Source organism: Tannerella forsythia, assembly GCF_003860135.1.
In the GTDB taxonomy this organism is placed as follows: Bacteria; Bacteroidota; Bacteroidia; order Bacteroidales; family Tannerellaceae; genus Tannerella; species Tannerella forsythia_A.
Window position 1 is genome coordinate 1 of the sequence record NZ_RQYN01000052.1, and the last position, 17,599, is coordinate 17,599.

15 protein-coding genes are annotated in these 17,599 nt (G+C 51.2%); 1 reads left to right on the forward strand and 14 read right to left on the reverse strand.

The window, feature by feature from the left end; translation table 11 throughout:
• Positions 1-710: 710 nt before the first annotated feature.
• From EII41_RS11360 to EII41_RS11415, 12 genes are all read right to left on the reverse strand, one after another.
• Positions 711-2,024 carry a DUF58 domain-containing protein gene (locus EII41_RS11360; protein ID WP_124790682.1) on the reverse strand — a complete coding sequence of 438 codons (1,314 nt, stop codon included), beginning with the start codon at positions 2,022-2,024 and terminating at the stop codon, positions 711-713.
• Positions 2,024-2,995 carry an AAA family ATPase gene (locus EII41_RS11365; protein WP_124790683.1) on the reverse strand — a complete coding sequence of 324 codons (972 nt, stop codon included), beginning with the start codon at positions 2,993-2,995 and terminating at the stop codon, positions 2,024-2,026. The genes EII41_RS11360 and EII41_RS11365 overlap by 1 nt, the downstream gene beginning before the upstream one ends.
• Position 2,996: 1 nt before the next feature.
• Complete coding sequence (locus tag EII41_RS11370) at positions 2,997-4,496, reverse strand: DUF4350 domain-containing protein (RefSeq protein ID WP_124790684.1); 1,500 nt, start codon at positions 4,494-4,496, stop codon at positions 2,997-2,999.
• Positions 4,483-5,130 carry a DUF4129 domain-containing protein gene (locus EII41_RS11375; RefSeq protein ID WP_124790685.1) on the reverse strand — a complete coding sequence of 216 codons (648 nt, stop codon included), beginning with the start codon at positions 5,128-5,130 and terminating at the stop codon, positions 4,483-4,485. The genes EII41_RS11370 and EII41_RS11375 overlap by 14 nt, the downstream gene beginning before the upstream one ends.
• A gap of 9 nt (positions 5,131-5,139) precedes the next feature.
• Positions 5,140-6,090 carry a hypothetical protein gene (locus tag EII41_RS11380; RefSeq protein WP_124790686.1) on the reverse strand — a complete coding sequence of 317 codons (951 nt, stop codon included), beginning with the start codon at positions 6,088-6,090 and terminating at the stop codon, positions 5,140-5,142.
• Positions 6,053-7,042, reverse strand: a complete 990-nt coding sequence (locus EII41_RS11385; RefSeq protein ID WP_124790687.1) for a stage II sporulation protein M — start codon at positions 7,040-7,042, stop codon at positions 6,053-6,055. The genes EII41_RS11380 and EII41_RS11385 overlap by 38 nt, the downstream gene beginning before the upstream one ends.
• Before the next feature lie 124 nt (positions 7,043-7,166).
• Complete coding sequence (locus tag EII41_RS11390; protein ID WP_124790688.1) at positions 7,167-8,012, reverse strand: hypothetical protein; 846 nt, start codon at positions 8,010-8,012, stop codon at positions 7,167-7,169.
• A 527-nt stretch (positions 8,013-8,539) separates the two neighbouring features.
• On the reverse strand, positions 8,540-9,058 hold the full coding sequence (locus EII41_RS11395) for a ClbS/DfsB family four-helix bundle protein (protein WP_124790689.1): 519 nt from the start codon (positions 9,056-9,058) through the stop codon (positions 8,540-8,542).
• A gap of 14 nt (positions 9,059-9,072) precedes the next feature.
• Positions 9,073-9,915: a GyrI-like domain-containing protein gene (locus EII41_RS11400; protein ID WP_124790690.1), complete on the reverse strand. Its 843-nt coding sequence runs from the start codon at positions 9,913-9,915 to the stop codon at positions 9,073-9,075.
• A gap of 210 nt (positions 9,916-10,125) precedes the next feature.
• Entirely contained in the window at positions 10,126-11,109 is a 984-nt protein-coding gene (gene pfkA, locus EII41_RS11405) for a 6-phosphofructokinase (RefSeq protein WP_124790691.1), read from the reverse strand.
• A 111-nt stretch (positions 11,110-11,220) separates the two neighbouring features.
• Complete coding sequence (gene uxaC / locus EII41_RS11410) at positions 11,221-12,630, reverse strand: glucuronate isomerase (protein ID WP_124752661.1); 1,410 nt, start codon at positions 12,628-12,630, stop codon at positions 11,221-11,223.
• Positions 12,627-14,432 (reverse strand): Na/Pi cotransporter family protein, encoded by a 1,806-nt coding sequence (locus EII41_RS11415; protein WP_124752662.1) that lies wholly within the window; start codon positions 14,430-14,432, stop codon positions 12,627-12,629. Before EII41_RS11415 ends, uxaC begins: the two co-directional genes overlap by 4 nt.
• A gap of 63 nt (positions 14,433-14,495) precedes the next feature.
• On the opposite strand from EII41_RS11415, the gene EII41_RS11420 reads away from it, so the two are divergent.
• Positions 14,496-16,175, forward strand: a complete 1,680-nt coding sequence (locus tag EII41_RS11420) for a nucleoside kinase (protein ID WP_124752663.1) — start codon at positions 14,496-14,498, stop codon at positions 16,173-16,175.
• On the opposite strand, the gene deoC is transcribed toward EII41_RS11420, so the two are convergent.
• Together deoC and EII41_RS11430 are read right to left on the reverse strand one after the other, a co-directional pair.
• Positions 16,172-17,086 carry a deoxyribose-phosphate aldolase gene (gene deoC, locus EII41_RS11425; RefSeq protein WP_124752664.1) on the reverse strand — a complete coding sequence of 305 codons (915 nt, stop codon included), beginning with the start codon at positions 17,084-17,086 and terminating at the stop codon, positions 16,172-16,174. The two genes, EII41_RS11420 and deoC, sit on opposite strands and share 4 nt — an antisense overlap.
• Positions 17,087-17,092: 6 nt before the next feature.
• The gene (locus EII41_RS11430; RefSeq protein ID WP_124752665.1) at positions 17,093-17,431 is read right to left on the reverse strand and encodes a nucleotide pyrophosphohydrolase; all 339 of its coding nucleotides are present in this window, start codon (positions 17,429-17,431) and stop codon (positions 17,093-17,095) included.
• Positions 17,432-17,599 lie beyond the last annotated feature (168 nt).

Genomic DNA, 17,599 nt, shown 5'->3' on the forward strand with positions numbered 1-17,599 from the left:
CTCGGAACTACTCCGGGTACGTTCCCGAACTACCCGACACCTGCTTCGGAACGTATCCATGGGTGGTTCCGAACCCTATTAAATACCCTTCCGAACCCTATTTAAGGTATTTCCGAAATACATTTCGGGTATTTCCGAACCTGATTTGGGTACGTTCCGAACCACCCGTCGATAGGTTCCGAACCACCCGTCGATAGGTTCCGAAGCACCCATCGATACGTTCCGAACGTACCGAAATATCTCTCCGAACCACCCGAAATCAGGTTCCGAACCGGTCATAAGAACCGGTCATAATCTATTTCCGAACAGTATTAAATCCCCCTCCGAACGTACCCAAATACCGTTTCGAACGTACCCAAATACCCCTCGGAACGTGGTATAATACCTCTCCGGACGTATCATACCCGGTTTCCGGAGGTCTCCTTTTGTCATTCCGAACGTAGGGAGGAATCCCGCCTCGAAAGAAGAAAAGATTCATCGCTGACGCTCTGACAGAGAAAGTGAAGAGTGAAAAGTGAAAAGTGAAAAACGAAAAACGAAAAGTGAATAGTGAAGAGTGGAGCCCTGCGGGCGTTGAGATATTGAATTGTTTATTTGTTGAGTGGGACGCTAAACAACAAACAACTAAACGACTAAACATCGGAGGGACTGAATGCTGACCACTGACTGCTAACGAACCAACGCCTCAACGCCCGAAGGGGAAGACAGGCTTAGAGGAGGCGTTTGGCTTTCATCTCAAGGTATTGATTGATAACATCGACCGAGAGGTTTTCGGGGGTGGTGAGGAGCGAATAGATACCATGCCGGCGCAACGTGGTCGTCACGTATTGTTTTTCGTAGAGAAACTGGTCGGCGATTACTTGGTGGAAATAGGCTTCGGAGCTTTGCGGACGGCGGGCGGCAAAGTCGCGAAGCTCGGCATCTTCGAAGAAGATGGCCAGCACCACGTGTTGACGCGCCAACTGCTGCATATAGCTCAGCTGGCGTTCCATCCCGATGATGCGGTCGAAATTCGTGTAAATGATAAGCAGGCTGCGTTTGCTTACGTGTTTGTTCAGATGCACGTAGAGCGACGAGTAATCGCTTTCGCCGAAGGTGGTCTGCTGGCGGTAGAGGTTTTCGAGCAGGAGCTGCATCTGCGACGACTGCTTACCGGCGGGGACGAAGGTTTCAAAACGCTCGGCAAAGGTAATCAGCCCCGCCTTGTCCTCTTTTCGGATCGCTACGAACGACAGTACCAGAGCGGCATTGATCGAATAGTCGAGCAGGGTCATCCCCCGAAATGCCGACTGCATGACACGTCCCTTGTCGATGATGTTGTAGATATGTTGCGACCGTTCGTCCTGATACGTGTTGACCATCACTTGATGTCGGCGCGCGCTGGCTTTCCAGTTGATGGTGCGGTAGTCGTCGCCCTTCACATATTCCTTGATATGCTCCAACTCGGTATGATGACCGATGCGACGGATGCGTTTGATGCCTAATTCGGTCAGGTTGTTATGGATGGCCATCAGCTCGTAGCGGTGCAGCATGAGGTAGGAGGGATAGACTTTGACTTGGGCAGGCTGACCGGCCGTGATACGGCGTACGACGAACCCGATCGCCGTGGAAACGAACAGGCGGATGTGTCCGAAACCATATTCGCCGCGTTTCACAGGTCGTAGCTGATAGACAATCTCTTTGCGAGCGCCGGAGGCCAGATGGAGCGGGAAAAGAATATCGCGCCGCTGGAACACGTCGGGCAATTCGTCGATCACCTCAATATGTGCGGCGAAAGGATAGCGGTTCTCAACGGCGATGCGTACGGGGTTGAGGTCGCCGTTCGAGAAACGGGCGGCACACCACCGCTCGGCATATACTCCGTCTTTCTTCCGCCACAGGAGCGCGATATCGACTGCCGAGAGCAGCACCTGTGCGATGAGCAACATCTTCCCCGCCATGAATAACACCGGAAAGACGTAGCCCGCCAGAAACAGGACGACGGCTGCCACGCAGAAGATATAAAACCGCTTGCTCAGGTACATTATTTCGGCACTTCTACTTTTTCGATCAGACGGCGTACGACCTTCGACGGCGTATGGCCTTCCATCTCGGCTTCGGCCGTCAACGTCAGCCGATGCTGCAATACGGACGGAGCGATGAATTTCACATCTTCGGGCGTGATAAAGTCGCGTCCCTGCAACAGCGCGAAGGCCTTGGCCGACTGCATAAGCGCCACCGACGCACGCGGCGAAGCGCCGAGATAGACGGCCTTGCTCGTGCGTGTCTGATGGACGATAGCAGCCACATAACGCAACAGAGACGGTTCGACATACACCTTGCCGACGCAGTCGCTGAGCCGCAGCAGCTCGTCGGCCGTCAGGATGGGGCGGATCGTCTCCAACGACGTCAGCCGCGCGTTCGCATGATGACGTTCCAGAATCCGCACCTCCTCGTCGAGCGTGGGGTATTGCATCGTGATCTTCATCAGGAAGCGGTCTAACTGCGCTTCGGGAAGTCTGTAAGTCCCTTCCTGCTCTACCGGGTTCTGTGTCGCCAGAATGGTATAGACCGGGCTCATCTTATACGTCGTCCCGTCGAGGGTCACTTGCCGTTCTTCCATCACCTCGAACAGGGCGGACTGTGTCTTGGCGGGAGCGCGGTTCACCTCGTCGACGAGTACGATGTCGGCGAAAATCGGTCCCTTATGAAAATCGAACTCGCTCGTTTTCATGTTAAATATCGACGTGCCCAGCACATCCGACGGCATCAGGTCGGGCGTAAACTGAATGCGTGAGAAGCGCGCGTCCACGAGCTGTGCCATCAGTCGTGCCATCAACGTCTTGGCGATGCCCGGTACACCTTCGATCAGCACATGCCCTTTGGCCAGCATCACGGTAAGCAGCAAATCGACCGTACGCTCCTGCCCGACCAGCACCGACGACATGGCCGCGCGTATCCGGCCGATTTTCTCCGTAAACCCCGTCAAATCCATTGTTTCTACTCTTTCTTCCATATTAATTCATTTTGTTTTTCCATTCATTGATCCGGTCGATCTGGCGTATCATCGTCACCTCGTCAATCGGTGTATCGTTGTGCAACAGCTCGTTCAGTTCGCGGAAGGCCGGCCATAGCTCTTCGGCCGGTAGCCCCATTTTCCGGGCCAAACGTCCGTTAAGCGTTTCCGCCGGCTCGCCCGATTGCAAATCAAGCCCGTGAAACCGTTTCACTTCTGTGCAGAAATACAGATATTTCTTTTTGACCATCTCTTTATAGTCTTTCCGTTGATAATACAACTGACCGATCAGTTGCGTAAACCGGAGCATCCCGTTAGCGGGGGGCTGCACGACAGGGATCACCCGTTGCCGCCGTCGGGCGGTGAAGAACATAAACAGCAGAAGCGTCAACATGGCGGTGTACAAAGCCCAACGCAACGGAGGATGCTTCAGAAAGACGCGGAACAGACTGCCCGACTCCTGCGCGCCTGAACCGTACGATTCGAGCCGGATGAGCGGTAATGAGCCCATGCACGAAAGCAGACGGAAGATATACGAGGCATTATTTCCGTCGAGCATGCCGTAGTTTGTGAAGAGGAGCGGCGTCGTCACCAGAAACAGTTCGCCTTCGCCGATATGCGCCTGTATCGCGACCGGCCTACCTTGCCCGTCGCAAACGAGTACTCTGGACGAGTCGCATCGCATCTTGTCCGGACGAGGCCGTACAAGCGTATCGTGTGCGGATGGTAACTCGTGTTCTTTGGTCTTCAACGTATCGTCGCCTGTGTTGAGGTAAGACGGATGGGTCTGCGGATAAACCGCATAGATCGCTTCGGCGTGAAGCGTGTCGGCGCCCCAATACAGGCTGTCGCGTTGCCGGGTTTGTCTGACCGAACGCTCGAAATAGTGCGCAAGGCCAAAGACGGCATCATACTCGATCCGGAACCGGAGCGAATCGCACAACGCGTCGGAGAACCACGACGCGCAAAGCATCACCTTGTTGCCTTGGCGAAGCAGACCGTACAGCGCTTTCACATCGATCGACTGCATCAACAAGTCTTCTTCGACTACGAGGATCGCGCGTCGCTCCGCTTCGGGCAGCAGCTCCGGCTCCGGTAAATCGATGCCTTCTTCCTCCGCATCCCATGCGGAGAAAATGCTGTCTTCCTCGTTCAAGTCGATGCTGTCGAACTCGTTATCCGATACGTCTTCTTCAAAATATGCTTCTATCTCTTCCATCGAAAACGTTTCATCCTCCATTAAGGAATCGCTCTCTTCCTCCCACAGCCCGGACGTATCGACACTCGCCATATAGATTTCATAAAGCGACCGGTTTTGGACTTCGTACGCGACGACCGACGTCCCGACCACCTCGTCGAACACGTAGCATCCGAAAGGCTGGCGATCGTTGTGGTAAAACGTCGGAGTCCACCGGAACGGCTTGGGAGAATAGTACTGGAACACAAAAGCCAGCACCGTAAATACGCCGAGTATCACGAAATAGAGTTTACTCCCCTTCATGCTCTTTCCCTCCTTCCCGGATCTGCCGTTGTAGCTCGCGCATCGCGTCAAACAGCTCCGGCGTAGCCTGATAACTACCGTATCGTACCTGCAAAAAACGATTCGTGAAATCGCGAAACGCCGGTCGAAGCACAACCGGCTTTAATTCGTACAGATATTCGGTAGGTGTCTTGAAAATGCGCCAGTCGATCCATTCCTTATCGGCCAGAAAACGCAGGGTCTGCAAGTATATGATACGAACGGCCGACCGGAAGTCGTTCGAAGCCAAAGCCTCCGACAGCTCTTTCTCAAAATCGACACCGTAAATGTTTTCCTCTTCCACGTCGTAAGGAAGACCCGGCATCTTCTTTTCGCGCGTAAACAAAGAAGGATGCTTCTTCCAGATAAAATAAACGACGAGCGCGATGATAAGTATGATAAGGCCGATGAGTATCCATCCGGTTAAGGAATAGATGGTTTCGTCCGCGGCATTGCGCAGTAGGCGGCGCAGGATATGCGCCAGCCACTGCCGGATGATATCCGTCAGACCGACATCCGACATTTGCAGCTGACTGTTATAATCGTAGCGCGCGTCAGCCTGATATTCGGCGATCTTGGCGGTATTGTACCGTATCGTGTCGGCGGGGTGAAGCATGCTCACGCGTTACAGGTTGGCAAAATTGGAGATTTCCGATTCGACCGTGACCCCCTCGCGTTTCTCACGAATATGGAAATACTCGAATGCAAGCCCAACCACCCCTACAATCTGCGCGATATAATAACCGTACGACTGGATAATCCCCAGCACATAAATGAGCAATTGATACCCAAGCGACTGATCGATGCCCGATTCGGGCGAGGTAAGGGTGAACAGCTGAGATACGACAAAAACCATATACCACGGCAGATTGGTTAGGGTACTGATAATACCTCCGATCAGCCCGAAGATAAAAAGGATGCCGAATATTTCGAACCAAAACGACATGCCGTAGCGAAACGCCCGCTGCAAGGTCTCGAAGAAAGGACGGTCTTCAAAGAGATACATTGGAGTGAAGAGCATAATCGGCGATATAACGATTAGAATGCCGACGGCAAACAAAAGGAGGGTAACCACAAGTGTCCAAAGCGACCATGCCGCAAGACCGCCGATGAGTCCTCCCACCAGAATCATGATGGCGCTATAAAACAAGGCAAGCCGGAAGCATTTGCCCAGAAACCGAAGGAAGGTTCCCTTAAATTCGGCGAACGTCAGCCCTGTAAGTCGTTCGGTACGGTGATTATATACATACATCAAGCCATAGATAAAGGATGACAGGATCATATTGCCTATCATGGAGAAAAGAGCATACGTGCCGCCTTGAAGAGCAAAACGTATCACAATATCTTTCGCATCGCCCGGGTCCTTCATCAACTCCATATAGGTCGATACATACGAATTGAGGGCAAAAGCCTGAAAAATGCACAAGGGCAGAAGCAGGTAAAGCGAGAAACGGAGGATGACACGCCAGTTCTCGCGAAGGTAATCGAAGGTGATGTTCAGCTTCTCGCTGAAGGTACGTACCCGATAGTAACGAATTTTAGGATTGGTGTATTCCATTGTCTGATAATGTATCATGTTTGTTCTTCCATACCGTGCGGGGATAAATCACGAAATAAACGATCGCACAGGCGAACGAGAGCAGAATAAATGCGGCCCGCAACACATCGGGCAACTCCGTGTGCCGCGTCAGAAAGCTCTCGATAAATCCGGCGATGATAAACATCGGAACGAGTCCCACGGCGATCTTCAACCCCCTTTTGGCGCCTTGCCGGAAAGCATATCCACGCGGATAAGTACCCGGAAACAACCATCCGTTACCCATCGCGAAGCCGGCGGCGCCCGCCACGACGATCGACGAAATCTCCAGCGCGCCGTGAAGCCAGATCGAGAGAAGCGACTCCGTCCCTACTCCCTGCTGAAAAAAGAACGTCTGAAATGCCCCGACCATCACACCGTTGTAGAGAAGCATCATCCCCGTACCCAGCCCGGTGAGCAGTCCGGAGACAAACACCCGGAACGAGACATAGATATTATTCGACGTAATGGCCAAAAACATCCCCAGTTCGCCGTGACTGTCATAGACGGCCATCGGAGTGCCGTTGCGGATGTTGTCGAGCGTCATATCGACGTATGCGTTGCCTAGAATCAGTCGCACAAACGTATCGTCGTAAAGCGCGGAGAAGGCTCCGATCAGCGCACTACACAGGAATACCAGAAACGAATAGAGCAGTTCGCGCCGCGATTCGTACATCACGAGCGGAAGCTCTTCTTTCCAAAAGAGCAGTATGCGCGACCGTTTCTCTTTCTTGTTTTTATACAGCGCGTTGTGAAGCGCCAATGCCAGATTGTTCAGATAAGTCGTGATGCGCGACCGCGGATAATGGCTGCGTGAGAAGGAAAGATCGGTCGTGATTTCCGTATACGCGTCGGCAAGGCGTCCCGGGTCCTGCGTATCGGCGGATGCGACCACCTGCTCCAGACCTTGCCACTTGGCGATGTTTTGCCGTATGAACGAAACTTCTTTCAACTCTGACCCGTTTATTGCTGATAAAACAGCACAAAAGTAAATCTTTTCATGTGTTTACACAAAACGGAGAAGGGGAAAAAACGACTGCCGGCGTGATCATCGTCGAAAGCGTTGTCCTTGTTTCTTACGATCCGCCTTTCCGCTTTATCTCTTTATATGTTATCCTTAATAGCATCGTAGATTCCCCATCTTTCCATTTAACTTCTATCGTAGCAGGCAGTCCGTGTTCGTTATAGGTATATTTCCATTGAGTACCTCTGGCTTCTGTCATATTATTCACGGATAATAGACGTTGTAATTGAGCTTCTCTAAGAAAAGGGAGCGGATCATAAATAAAAAGGTAGTCGAGATTAAAGTTCGGCTTCGGATGATGATCATAAACGAATGTTTCCGTATGTGTCTTTTTGGTTCCAAGTATGGGGCCTTCTAAAGTTTGTTCGGGAGTTTCGTAGATATATTTCGTTACGTTTCCTGATCGATTGTACAATATGGTATCCGTATACGTCATAGTACCCAGTCTGTAATTCATTATTCCGATAAGAAGTCCGTCTTTGTATCGATAATCGGATTTCGATGATAGCTGTTGCCCCTCTTTGTATACTTCGGTTCGGATAATTTTTCCTTCATCGTTGTAAATAACATGCGTCTCATGGTTGAATTCATTGTATGATACGTCTTTGCGGATAATTTTCGATACACGACCATGCTGGTATTCAAATTCATCCGTATACGCAGCCCATTCGGGAGGCTCCGGCTGTCTCAAACGTTCGGTCACTGACTTTTTAATCAGATTGTTGTCATTGTCGTAAAAATATTCCGCCACAAGATTGTGATTGGAATCATAGATTTTATCAACGACGAATTTTTTCGCATGCTTCATCGGCGTTTCATCATCTTGCCCACAGCCGGACAGAACAAGTAATCCTGCCAAGATTAGCATAGCTTTGAAAGGAATTGTTTGATTTTTCATCTGTATGTTTTTTTCAATTTATATAGGCGATCCGATAGTCTATCTCCTCCGCTAAAAAAGATATTTCACCATAAATTATAGCGCCAAAGATATGCATCTTTTTTGAAATCGGAGCATGAGCGATGAATCTTTCTTTTCCGGGTGAGATTCCTCACCATGTTCGGAATAAAATAATTAATTGTTAATGGTTATGCCCTTCGGGCGTTGATTCGTTGAGTTGTTTAATTGTTGAGTTGTCAGTCAGCAGTCAGTGTTCAGCGTTCGGTATGCCGCGTAGCGGGCGAACCTTGTGTTTGCCCGCGATGGCGTGGATATGAACATCCCCCCCCCTTCAAAGGGGGAAGAGCGAAGCGAAGGGGGATGTCATTCCTTTAAAGGGGGAATGCCCGGTACCCGCCAAACCATGTACCCGGAAAATAACCATTGAAAAACAGCCCCGCAGGGGCGGATTAATTCAGCCCAATGTGTAGCGAAGCGGAGCGTTGGGGAAAAAGGACGTGCTCCATCGGGAGGGCTGAAAGCCTGGGTTAAGGTGCAACAGTACCTGCTGTCTTTTTATGTTTGCAGATTTTCTTTATCGCCCAATCATAATGGCTCGACGTGGCCGAAACACAATAACTGCCCAGCGTCGTACTGCCCGTCCAGGTAAAAGCGTCTTTTCGGAATAAGGCTTCGTTGCTGAAAGTCTCGATCAAGGCCATCACCTGTGCGTGGCTTTCCAAAAGCATTTCCGTGGCTTGATCCAAGGCGGTGGCTTGATGCTTTTTCCAGAACTCGAGGTTCATCTGAGGGTAGGTACGCCAGTTGTAGGGTTCGGGTAGGAAAGTCACACTTTCGCCGGCCGTATTGCGTTTTACCCAGTTGAGCAGAAGCCGGTGCCACTCGTAGAGATGAGCCAATACATCGCGGATGTTGCGATCGCGATCGTCGAAAGCGAAGGTCATCTCCTGTTCTTCCCTTGTCATCGATGTGATGAGATCGAAGAGTTTTTCAAAATTACGTTGGCTTGCCTGAAGCAGGTCTTCTTTTGTTGTCGGTCGTGCCATGAGGTCTATCTATTTTAACGTTTGATCGGAAGATAAATTTTAGTGCTGCCCGATTCGGGATTTTCCTCTGAGTAATCGATATATTCCTCAAAAGGCATGGCAAAACGAATCGGATAAGGGATGTTGGCCGTGATTTCGTTGTAAGCCGCTTGCAAATCGCTGTAAGAGCCTCGCAATGTATAGACGGCGTATCTACCCGCAGGCAGGAAGAGCCTCCCGATTTCTCCGTGGGGAGGCAGCAAATTGGAAACGGAAGCACAGGCATAAAACCGGCAGTATTCGGCCGCGGTTACATTCGGATCGTCGAAACTTAATCCAATAAAGCGGGTCGTTTCGTTCAGTTCCCGACGGTCTGACAGGTATTGTAAGAGTTTCTTCCAGCCTGTTCTGTAAGCTTCGGCTGCCCCATATCTGCCTGCGATGCGGATATACGCCAAGTCCAAGCCCTCGAAATCAACGACCTCGGCCGGAAAAGAGATCACCTTGCCTTCGTTGCGGAAGACCTGTAAGTATTCCTCCAATCGCGCAAGATAGGTTTTAGGCGCAATACCGAAATGCTTTTTGAAGGCTTTTGAAAAGGACTGCGGATTATCGTAACCGACCTTTTCGGAGAGTTCGGTGAGCGTTTGTGTTTGCATCTGCATATACAAAACGGCTTTCTCCAGTCTCTCACGAACGATATAAGTCGATAGGGATTCGCCGAAGACGGAATAGACTATGCGTGAGAGCTGCCTTTGCGATAGATTCAGCTCCACTGCAATCTGCTCCGTCGACAAAGGCTCATGCAGATTCGTATGGACGAAATCCATGATACGGTTCGCCGTTTCCTGATAGAACTCCTCGGTGTCCTGTTTCATTGCCTTTTCTTTGTTTTCCGCCTGCAAAGCTAAGCCGATAAAATGAAGCGGAGATTGTCCGATCTCGCCAATTTTGTTTTCCCTTACAAGGATTGCGCGAGTGAACGAAGCTCCTTCAATCAAAACGGCAGAAGAGGGCTGGCTGATGCGATCCTCTTCTGCCGTATGTAGATCTGATTTCGGGAACCGCCGCAACGGTTTCCGATTATGTTAGGTTGAAACGATCCGAAGCACGTTCAGCAGATCGCGGTTAATCGGTTTGTCTTTTTTGATGGCCTTCACAAAAGGTACCAGCGTCAACTCTTCATCCTGAATACCGACCATAGCATTTCGTTGTCCTTCGATCAGCGCATCGACGGCAGCCACTCCCATACGGGTAGACAAGATACGATCCTGCGCCGTCGGTGAGCCTCCGCGCTGCAAATGTCCGAGAATCGAGACACGCACATCGAACTCGGGATATTGTTTTTTTACGCGTTCGGCCACGCCCATGGCGCCGCCTGTCACCTCGCTCTCAGCCACCAGCACGATGCTGCTGTTCTTCGATTTCCGGAACCCCATCCCGATCATTTCGGCCAATTGGTCTTTCTTCAGGGAGATTTCCGGAATAATCGCGGCCTCCGCGCCTGACGCGATCGCGCCGTTCAGCGCCAGAAATCCCGCGTCACGCCCCATCACCTCGACAAAGAACAAACGCTCGTGCGACGATGCCGTGTCCCGTATCTTATCGACGCATTCCATAATCGTATTCAGCGCCGTATCATAGCCGATCGTCGTGTCCGTTCCGTTCAGGTCGTTGTCGATCGTTCCCGGCAGACCGATAATGGGGAAATCGTATTCCTGCGCGAAGTCGCGGGCACCGCGAAGGCTTCCATCTCCACCGATGACAATCAAAGCGTTGATGCCGTGCTGAAGTATGACGTCGTGCGCCAGCTTGCGTCCTTCGGGTGTCTGAAACTCGGCGCAGCGGGCTGTCTTCAAAATTGTCCCGCCACGTTGTATGATATTGCTGACGCTCTGCGTCTTGAAGTCTTCGATCTCGTTTGTGATCAATCCTTTATATCCTCTGTAAATCCCTTTTACCGCCATTCCGTTATAAATCGCGGCGCGTGTCACCGCGCGAATGGCCGCATTCATACCGGGAGCGTCTCCCCCGGAGGTCAATAAACCGATACATTTGATCTTTGTCGACATATTGCTTATTATTTAAAACCTAAACTGGGGGGCAAAGATAATGATTAACGCCGAATCGGGGAAGCGGGATCAAAATAATCACATGAAGCAGCAACGAAGAAGTCTCCGCGTTTACCAGTCGAAGTAACGCTTGGCATTGTAATAGCAGATATCCTCGACCATCTGATTGATAAACGAAATTTCGGATGCTGGTAAGATACCGCGTTCCACCTCGTTCCCGATGATATTGCACAAAATACGACGGAAATATTCGTGACGCGGATACGACAGGAAGCTGCGCGAGTCGGTCAGCATACCTACAAAACGGCTTAACAGACCGAGTGACGACAGGCTGTTCAACTGATCCTCGATGCCCTTGTATTGATCGAGAAACCACCATGCCGCTCCGTATTGCATCTTGCCGGCCACGGAGCCATCGTTGAAATTATAAAGATTGCTTACGATCAAATCATTGTCGCGCGGATTGAGGTTATACACGATCGTCTTCGCGAGATGTCCTTCTTCGTCGAGGCGACTGAAAAAGCGGTTCATCGGGGCGGCAATCGTTACATCATCCATCGAATCGAAGCCCGTATCAGGCCCAATCTTCTTGAACATGCGGGCATTGTTGTTGCGTATGGCTCCGATATGGAACTGCTGTACCCACCCGGAGCGGCTGTCCATCACCGCCAGATCGTACAGCAGGGCCGAGCAGAAGCGATCATGTTCGTCTTTACCGACCGTCTGTCCGGCACGTACCTTCCCGAAGATCGTTTCGATCTCGGCATCGGTATAGGGTTCGGCGTAGAAAGTTGTCAGCCCGTGATCGGACAGCGCGCAGCCTTCGCGCTCGAAATGAACGTGTCGTTTTTGCAACGCGTCGATAAGTTCTTTGTAGGAGCCGATGGACTGATCGGCTGCGGCCGACAGCTTGTCGAGGTACTCGTTATACGTCTTCGGGTTTCCGATGGCCATCGCTTTATCGGGTCTCCATGTGGGCAGTACTTTGACCCCGAAACTGTTTTCACGGATCTCGCGGTGATATTCAAGCGTATCGACCGGATCGTCGGTCGTGGCCACGACTTCGACACGCATCCGTCGCATAATCGCTTGCGGACGGTATTCGGGTGTCTGGAGCTTAGCCGTACACTCTTCGTAGATATGGCGTGCGTTCGAAAGTTTCAAGGTTTCCTGAATCCCGAAGATGCGGTTCAGCTCCATGTGGGTCCAGTGATAGAGCGGGTTTCGCATTGTGTAAGGTAAGGTTTCCGCCCATTTCTCGAACTTCTCGTACGATGTTTTATTGCCGGTGATGTACTCTTCGGGCACTCCGTTGGCACGCATGGCGCGCCACTTGTAGTGGTCGCCAGACAGCCAGATTTCGGTCAGGTCGGCAAACTGGTAGTTCCGGGCGATCATCTTGGGATCAAGGTGACAATGATAGTCTATAATCGGCAGTTTTTCGGCATGTTTACGAAAAAGCTCAGCAGCCGTATCGGTCTGCAACAGGAAATTGGCATCCAGAAATGTTCGTCGTATCATAATTTCTTTTCAATCATAGCCTGTACCACATTCAGGACATAATCTCCCAACTTTTCACATTCGGAAATAATATCCATATAGAAGATCGCGTCGGAATACTTATACAACTTATTGTCGATATTATCGATATTGTTATTCTTCAGCAGATTCCGGTATGAGTTGATTTCGTTTTCCAGATTGTACGAGAGCGCCACGTCTTCACGGGTGCCGGTCTGACGGTGCAAGATGTCGTTCATGTGAACGATCGCGGAATCGGTCAGAGCCAGCATGTGTTCAATGTTATGATTCTGTTCGTCGGTAAAGTGACCTTTCGCGTCGTTCCGCCGTTTGATGGTTTTCGCGATGTTGTTGCATGAGTCGGCGACACTTTCGATTTCGGACACGGCGCGCAGCATCACGCGGATGTTATTCTTTCCTTCGGCACTGAGTCGGCCTTCGAGCACACGGGTCAGGTAGTCCGCAATTTCGACCTCCATACGGTCGCTGATCTGCTCGTATTTCTCGATGCGGTTAAACGTTGCCAGGAACTTCTCGTCGTCCGTTTCGTACAGCAGTTCTTTGACCATTCCCATCATCCGGTAGACACGCTGTCCGTAGACGGCCATCTCCTTTTTAGCCTGCACGAGCGAGAGCTCGGAGGTGGAGAGCATTCCGGACGAGATATATTTGAGCTGGAATTCTTCTTCTTCGGTCTCACGCGGCGATTTGATGATGGCCGAGCAGATACGGACGTACATGTTGGTAAACCAAATCATGACGGCGATGTTGCACAGATTGAACAACGTGTGGAAGAGGGACAGTCCGTACGATACGGATACTTGCAATGAAAACAGGTGGTTTTGCAGCGCAATTAGCTTGGGGTCTGTTAATTCCTCGCCCGAAGTAATCTGCTTGACGGTTTCCGGATCGAGCGTGCTGATGAAATTCGTTATTTCGTGCGGATCGCCCGGGCCGAATTTCGTAACGATTTGGGCTACCATATCGGAGAATGGGTAGAAGAGGAGCAGCATCCAGCAGACTCCGAACAAGTTGAACATCAAATGCGCCAGGGCCGCGCGGCGGGCTGACGTATTGGCTGAGATCGCGGCGATGTTGGCGGTAATCGTCGTCCCGATGTTTTCGCCCAGTACCATGGCCGCGGCCATTTCGAACGGAATCCATCCCTGCGTACACATGATCAGCGTAATGGCGACCGTAGCGCTCGACGACTGCACAATCACCGTAAGTACCGAGCCTAAAAGCATAAAGAGCAACAATGAACCATACCCCATCGAGGTGTAGTCCCGAATAAACGAAAGGACCTCAGGATTGTTTTGCAGGTCGGGAACGGACTCTTTCAGGTAAGCCAGTCCAAGGAAGAGGAAGGCGAAGCCGAGAATAAACTCTCCCCATGATTTCCGGCTGCTCTTTTTGGCGAACATGAGCGGGATGGCCACGCCGATGAGGGGTAGCGAGAGGATGCTGATGTCGACCTTGAATCCGAAGATCGAGATGACCCACGCCGTGATGGTCGTTCCGACATTGGCTCCCATGATGACGCTGATGGATTGTCCCAATGTAAGCAATCCCGCATTGACGAAGCTGACGACCATGACCGTCGTAGCACTCGACGACTGAATCATGGCGGTGATAAGCAGACCTGTCAAAACCCCCGTAAAGCGGTTCGTGGTCATCACGGAAAGAATGTTTCTGAGTTTGTCTCCGGCTACTTTCTGAAGGCCTTCACTCATCGTTTTCATTCCGTAGAGGAACATCCCCAGCGAGCCGACAAGTGTCAGAAAGTCCAAAAAAGAATAGTCCATAGAAAATTGACGTATATAATTTTTTTTGTTACTTTGCGGACAAAAATACAAAAAAATGGAATTATGACAAAAACAGATAAAGAATCAATCACCGTCTACTGCAAAAACAACGACTTATACAAGGAGGTGCCCATCGGCTCATCATTAAGTGAGATTTACGCTATGGTAGGAGCGCCTTTACGATACCGCCCTTTGGGAGCGAGAGTCAATAATCGAGTCGAAAGCCTGACATACCGTTGCTGGAATCCGAAAGATATTGATTTCGTAGATTACACGCACTCGTCCGGGTACCGCATCTATCTTCGTTCGCTTTGTTTTATCCTCGTCAAGGCCGTATACGATCTGTATCCCGATACACCGTTTAATCTTGAGCATCCCGTATCGAAAGGGTTTTATTGCGCCTTCGAGAACCGCCGCAAACTGACTCAGGAAGATGTTGAACAAATTAAACGGCGGATGCAGGAGTTGATCGACGCCGATCTACCCTTCAAGATGCGCAATGTACGTACGTCCGACGCGATGGCGACGTTCTACGAACGAGGTATGAACGACCGCGCCCTACTGATCGAGACGGCCGGCATGGCTTACACTTCCTACTACGAACTGGATGGATATATCGATTATTTTTACGGCAGCCTCGTACCCTCGTCGGGATACATCCATCTGTTCGATCTGGTGCCCTACTCCGACGGTATACTGTTGCAGATCCCGCAGCGCACGAACGTACACGAGCTTTACCCCGTGGTGCGTCAAGATAAAATGTTTCACGCCTATAAAGAGCATCTGGAGCTGCAACGCACCATCGGCGTGAATTACGTGGGCGATCTGAACCGCGCCATCGCCATGGGAGATGCCCGGAAGATTGTGATGGTCTCCGAAGCCATGCAGGAGAAACAGATCGCGCACATCGCCGAAGAAATTGCTTCGCGCTATGACGACGGCGTGCGGGTAGTCCTGATCTCCGGACCGTCTTCTTCGGGTAAAACGACTTTCTGCAAGCGCCTTGAGGTGCAGCTCATCACCAACCTGCTGCATCCGGTGGGCGTATCGCTCGACGACTATTACGTGAATCGCGAAGATACCCCGAAAGACGACGAGGGAGGGTATGACTTCGAGTCGCTCTACGCGATCGACCTGCCCTATTTTCACCGCGATTTGCGCAAGCTGATTGCCGGAGAGGAAATCGAGATTCCTTCGTTCGACTTCGAGCAGGGGATGCGCGTGTTCCGCGGAGACCGATTGCAGATGCAGAAGAATTCCGTCCTGATTCTTGAAGGAATTCACGGGTTGAATCCGGAACTGACGTCACACATCCCGCCCGAAAATATTTACCGCATATATGTCTCGGCTTTGACGACCATCTCGCTCGACGGCCACAACTGGATTCCCACGACCGACAACCGCTTGCTGCGACGCATCGTGCGTGACTATCGCTCACGCGGCTACTCGGCGCGCGAAACGATCGCTATGTGGCCGAAAGTGCGCCGCGGAGAAGACAAATGGGTCTTTCCGTATCAGGAGAATGCCGACGCGATGTTCAACAGCGCCATGATTTACGAGCTGGCCGTATTGCGTAAGTTCGCGGAACCGATCCTCAGCGAGATCCGCGAAAAAGACGCGGAGAGCGCCGAGGCGTATCGGTTGTTGCGGTTCCTGCGCTACTTTAACTATATCCCGCTCGAAGAATTGCCCGTGACTTCGCTTCTGCGCGAGTTTCTGGGCGGAGGGGTCTTTCGATATTAGCGCGAGGCGATTCCCAGCCGGTGTTCGATATCGGCCACAAGGCTGCTGGCGCCGATGCGGAAGTATTCTTTCGTCAGCCACTCGTCGCCCAGCAGTTCTTTTACGATCGTGTAATACTTCACCGCGTCTTCGGCCGAGCGTATGCCGCCCGAGACTTTGACGCCCACCTTCCGTCCGCTCAGTTTGTGGTATTGTTTGATCACGCGGCAAATGGTGTATACGGCTTCGAGCGTGGCGCCGGGGTAGCCTTTTCCCGTCGACGTCTTAATGAAGTCGGCGCCCGAATAAAGAGCGAGGATCGTAGCCCGGCGTATGTTGTCCGGGGTCGACAAGGCTCCTGTTTCGAGGATGACTTTCAGCTTGGCGTCGCGGCAGGCATCTTTGATCTCGGCGATTTCGTCGGCTACTTCTTCATAAGCGTCTTCCATCAGGCAACCTAGATTCATGACGATATCGATTTCGTCGGCACCGGCCATCACGGCCATGGCTGTTTCGGCCACTTTTACTTCCGGGAAGGTCTGCGATGAGGGGAAGCCGGCCGATACGGCAGCGATTTTCACGTCCTGCGCCGTCAGGGCCTGCTTGACCGTCGCGGTAAACACCGGATAAGTGCAGATCGCCGCCACGTTCGACATGTCGGGCGAGATTCCTTCGAAAGCATTTACTTTTTCGACCATCTGCCAAACGGTTTCTTTCGTGTCGAGGGTGGTCAAGGTCGTCAGATCGATCCATCCGTAGACCCGTTTCAGTGTTTGGCTGTTGAAATTCTCCTGATAAGACTTTTCGAGGATCCGATTCACTTTGTCCGCGACGGCATCCGCCGAAAGCGCCGGCTCGAAACGTGCTATACATTCGTGATACTTGTCGGCATGCGAATGATCGCAGGCATGCCCGTGTTCATGTTCTTCCATTTTACGTTATTCTTTTAGTTTCTGATTGTTCTTATGTCGTTCGGAGTCTCGCTCCGTTTTTTTGCGCAGGTTCCTTTCGAAAGCATCCGTCAGGTCGACTCCCGTCTGATTGGCCAGACAGGCGAGCACCCATAACACATCGGCCATCTCATCGGCCAAATGACGCGTCTTGTCGCTCTCTTTAAACGATTGATCACCATACTTACGGGCGATAATACGAGCGACCTCGCCGACCTCTTCCGTCAAAATCGCCATATTGGTCAATTCGCTGAAGTAACGCACGCCGTACGTCTTGATCCAGTCGTCTACCCGTTGCTGGAGGTCTCTTAGTGTTAAATCGTTCATTGGATCGTATATTGAAACGGCCGCTTGAACAGCCTGCATGTTTCGCGCAAAAGTAAAAATTAAAAACGAAAACAGGACCCTGAAGAGAGGTTTATTAATGGTCGTACATTTGTACTTTTGTAAATAATTCAATAATTACTAACTTTGATATCAGCATGGACAAAGACC

Coding starts and splice junctions, on each gene's coding strand:
- EII41_RS11360 (WP_124790682.1), bottom strand. CDS start 2,024: ATGTACCTGAGCAAGCGGTTTTATATCTTCTGCGTGGCAGCCGTCGTC.
- EII41_RS11365 (WP_124790683.1), bottom strand. CDS start 2,995: ATGGAAGAAAGAGTAGAAACAATGGATTTGACGGGGTTTACGGAGAAA.
- EII41_RS11370 (WP_124790684.1), bottom strand. CDS start 4,496: ATGAAGGGGAGTAAACTCTATTTCGTGATACTCGGCGTATTTACGGTG.
- EII41_RS11375 (WP_124790685.1), bottom strand. CDS start 5,130: ATGCTTCACCCCGCCGACACGATACGGTACAATACCGCCAAGATCGCC.
- EII41_RS11380 (WP_124790686.1), bottom strand. CDS start 6,090: ATGATACATTATCAGACAATGGAATACACCAATCCTAAAATTCGTTAC.
- EII41_RS11390 (WP_124790688.1), bottom strand. CDS start 8,012: ATGAAAAATCAAACAATTCCTTTCAAAGCTATGCTAATCTTGGCAGGA.
- EII41_RS11395 (WP_124790689.1), bottom strand. CDS start 9,058: ATGGCACGACCGACAACAAAAGAAGACCTGCTTCAGGCAAGCCAACGT.
- EII41_RS11400 (WP_124790690.1), bottom strand. CDS start 9,915: ATGAAACAGGACACCGAGGAGTTCTATCAGGAAACGGCGAACCGTATC.
- pfkA (WP_124790691.1), bottom strand. CDS start 11,109: ATGTCGACAAAGATCAAATGTATCGGTTTATTGACCTCCGGGGGAGAC.
- uxaC (WP_124752661.1), bottom strand. CDS start 12,630: ATGATACGACGAACATTTCTGGATGCCAATTTCCTGTTGCAGACCGAT.
- EII41_RS11415 (WP_124752662.1), bottom strand. CDS start 14,432: ATGGACTATTCTTTTTTGGACTTTCTGACACTTGTCGGCTCGCTGGGG.
- EII41_RS11420 (WP_124752663.1), top strand. CDS start 14,496: ATGACAAAAACAGATAAAGAATCAATCACCGTCTACTGCAAAAACAAC.
- deoC (WP_124752664.1), bottom strand. CDS start 17,086: ATGGAAGAACATGAACACGGGCATGCCTGCGATCATTCGCATGCCGAC.
- EII41_RS11430 (WP_124752665.1), bottom strand. CDS start 17,431: ATGAACGATTTAACACTAAGAGACCTCCAGCAACGGGTAGACGACTGG.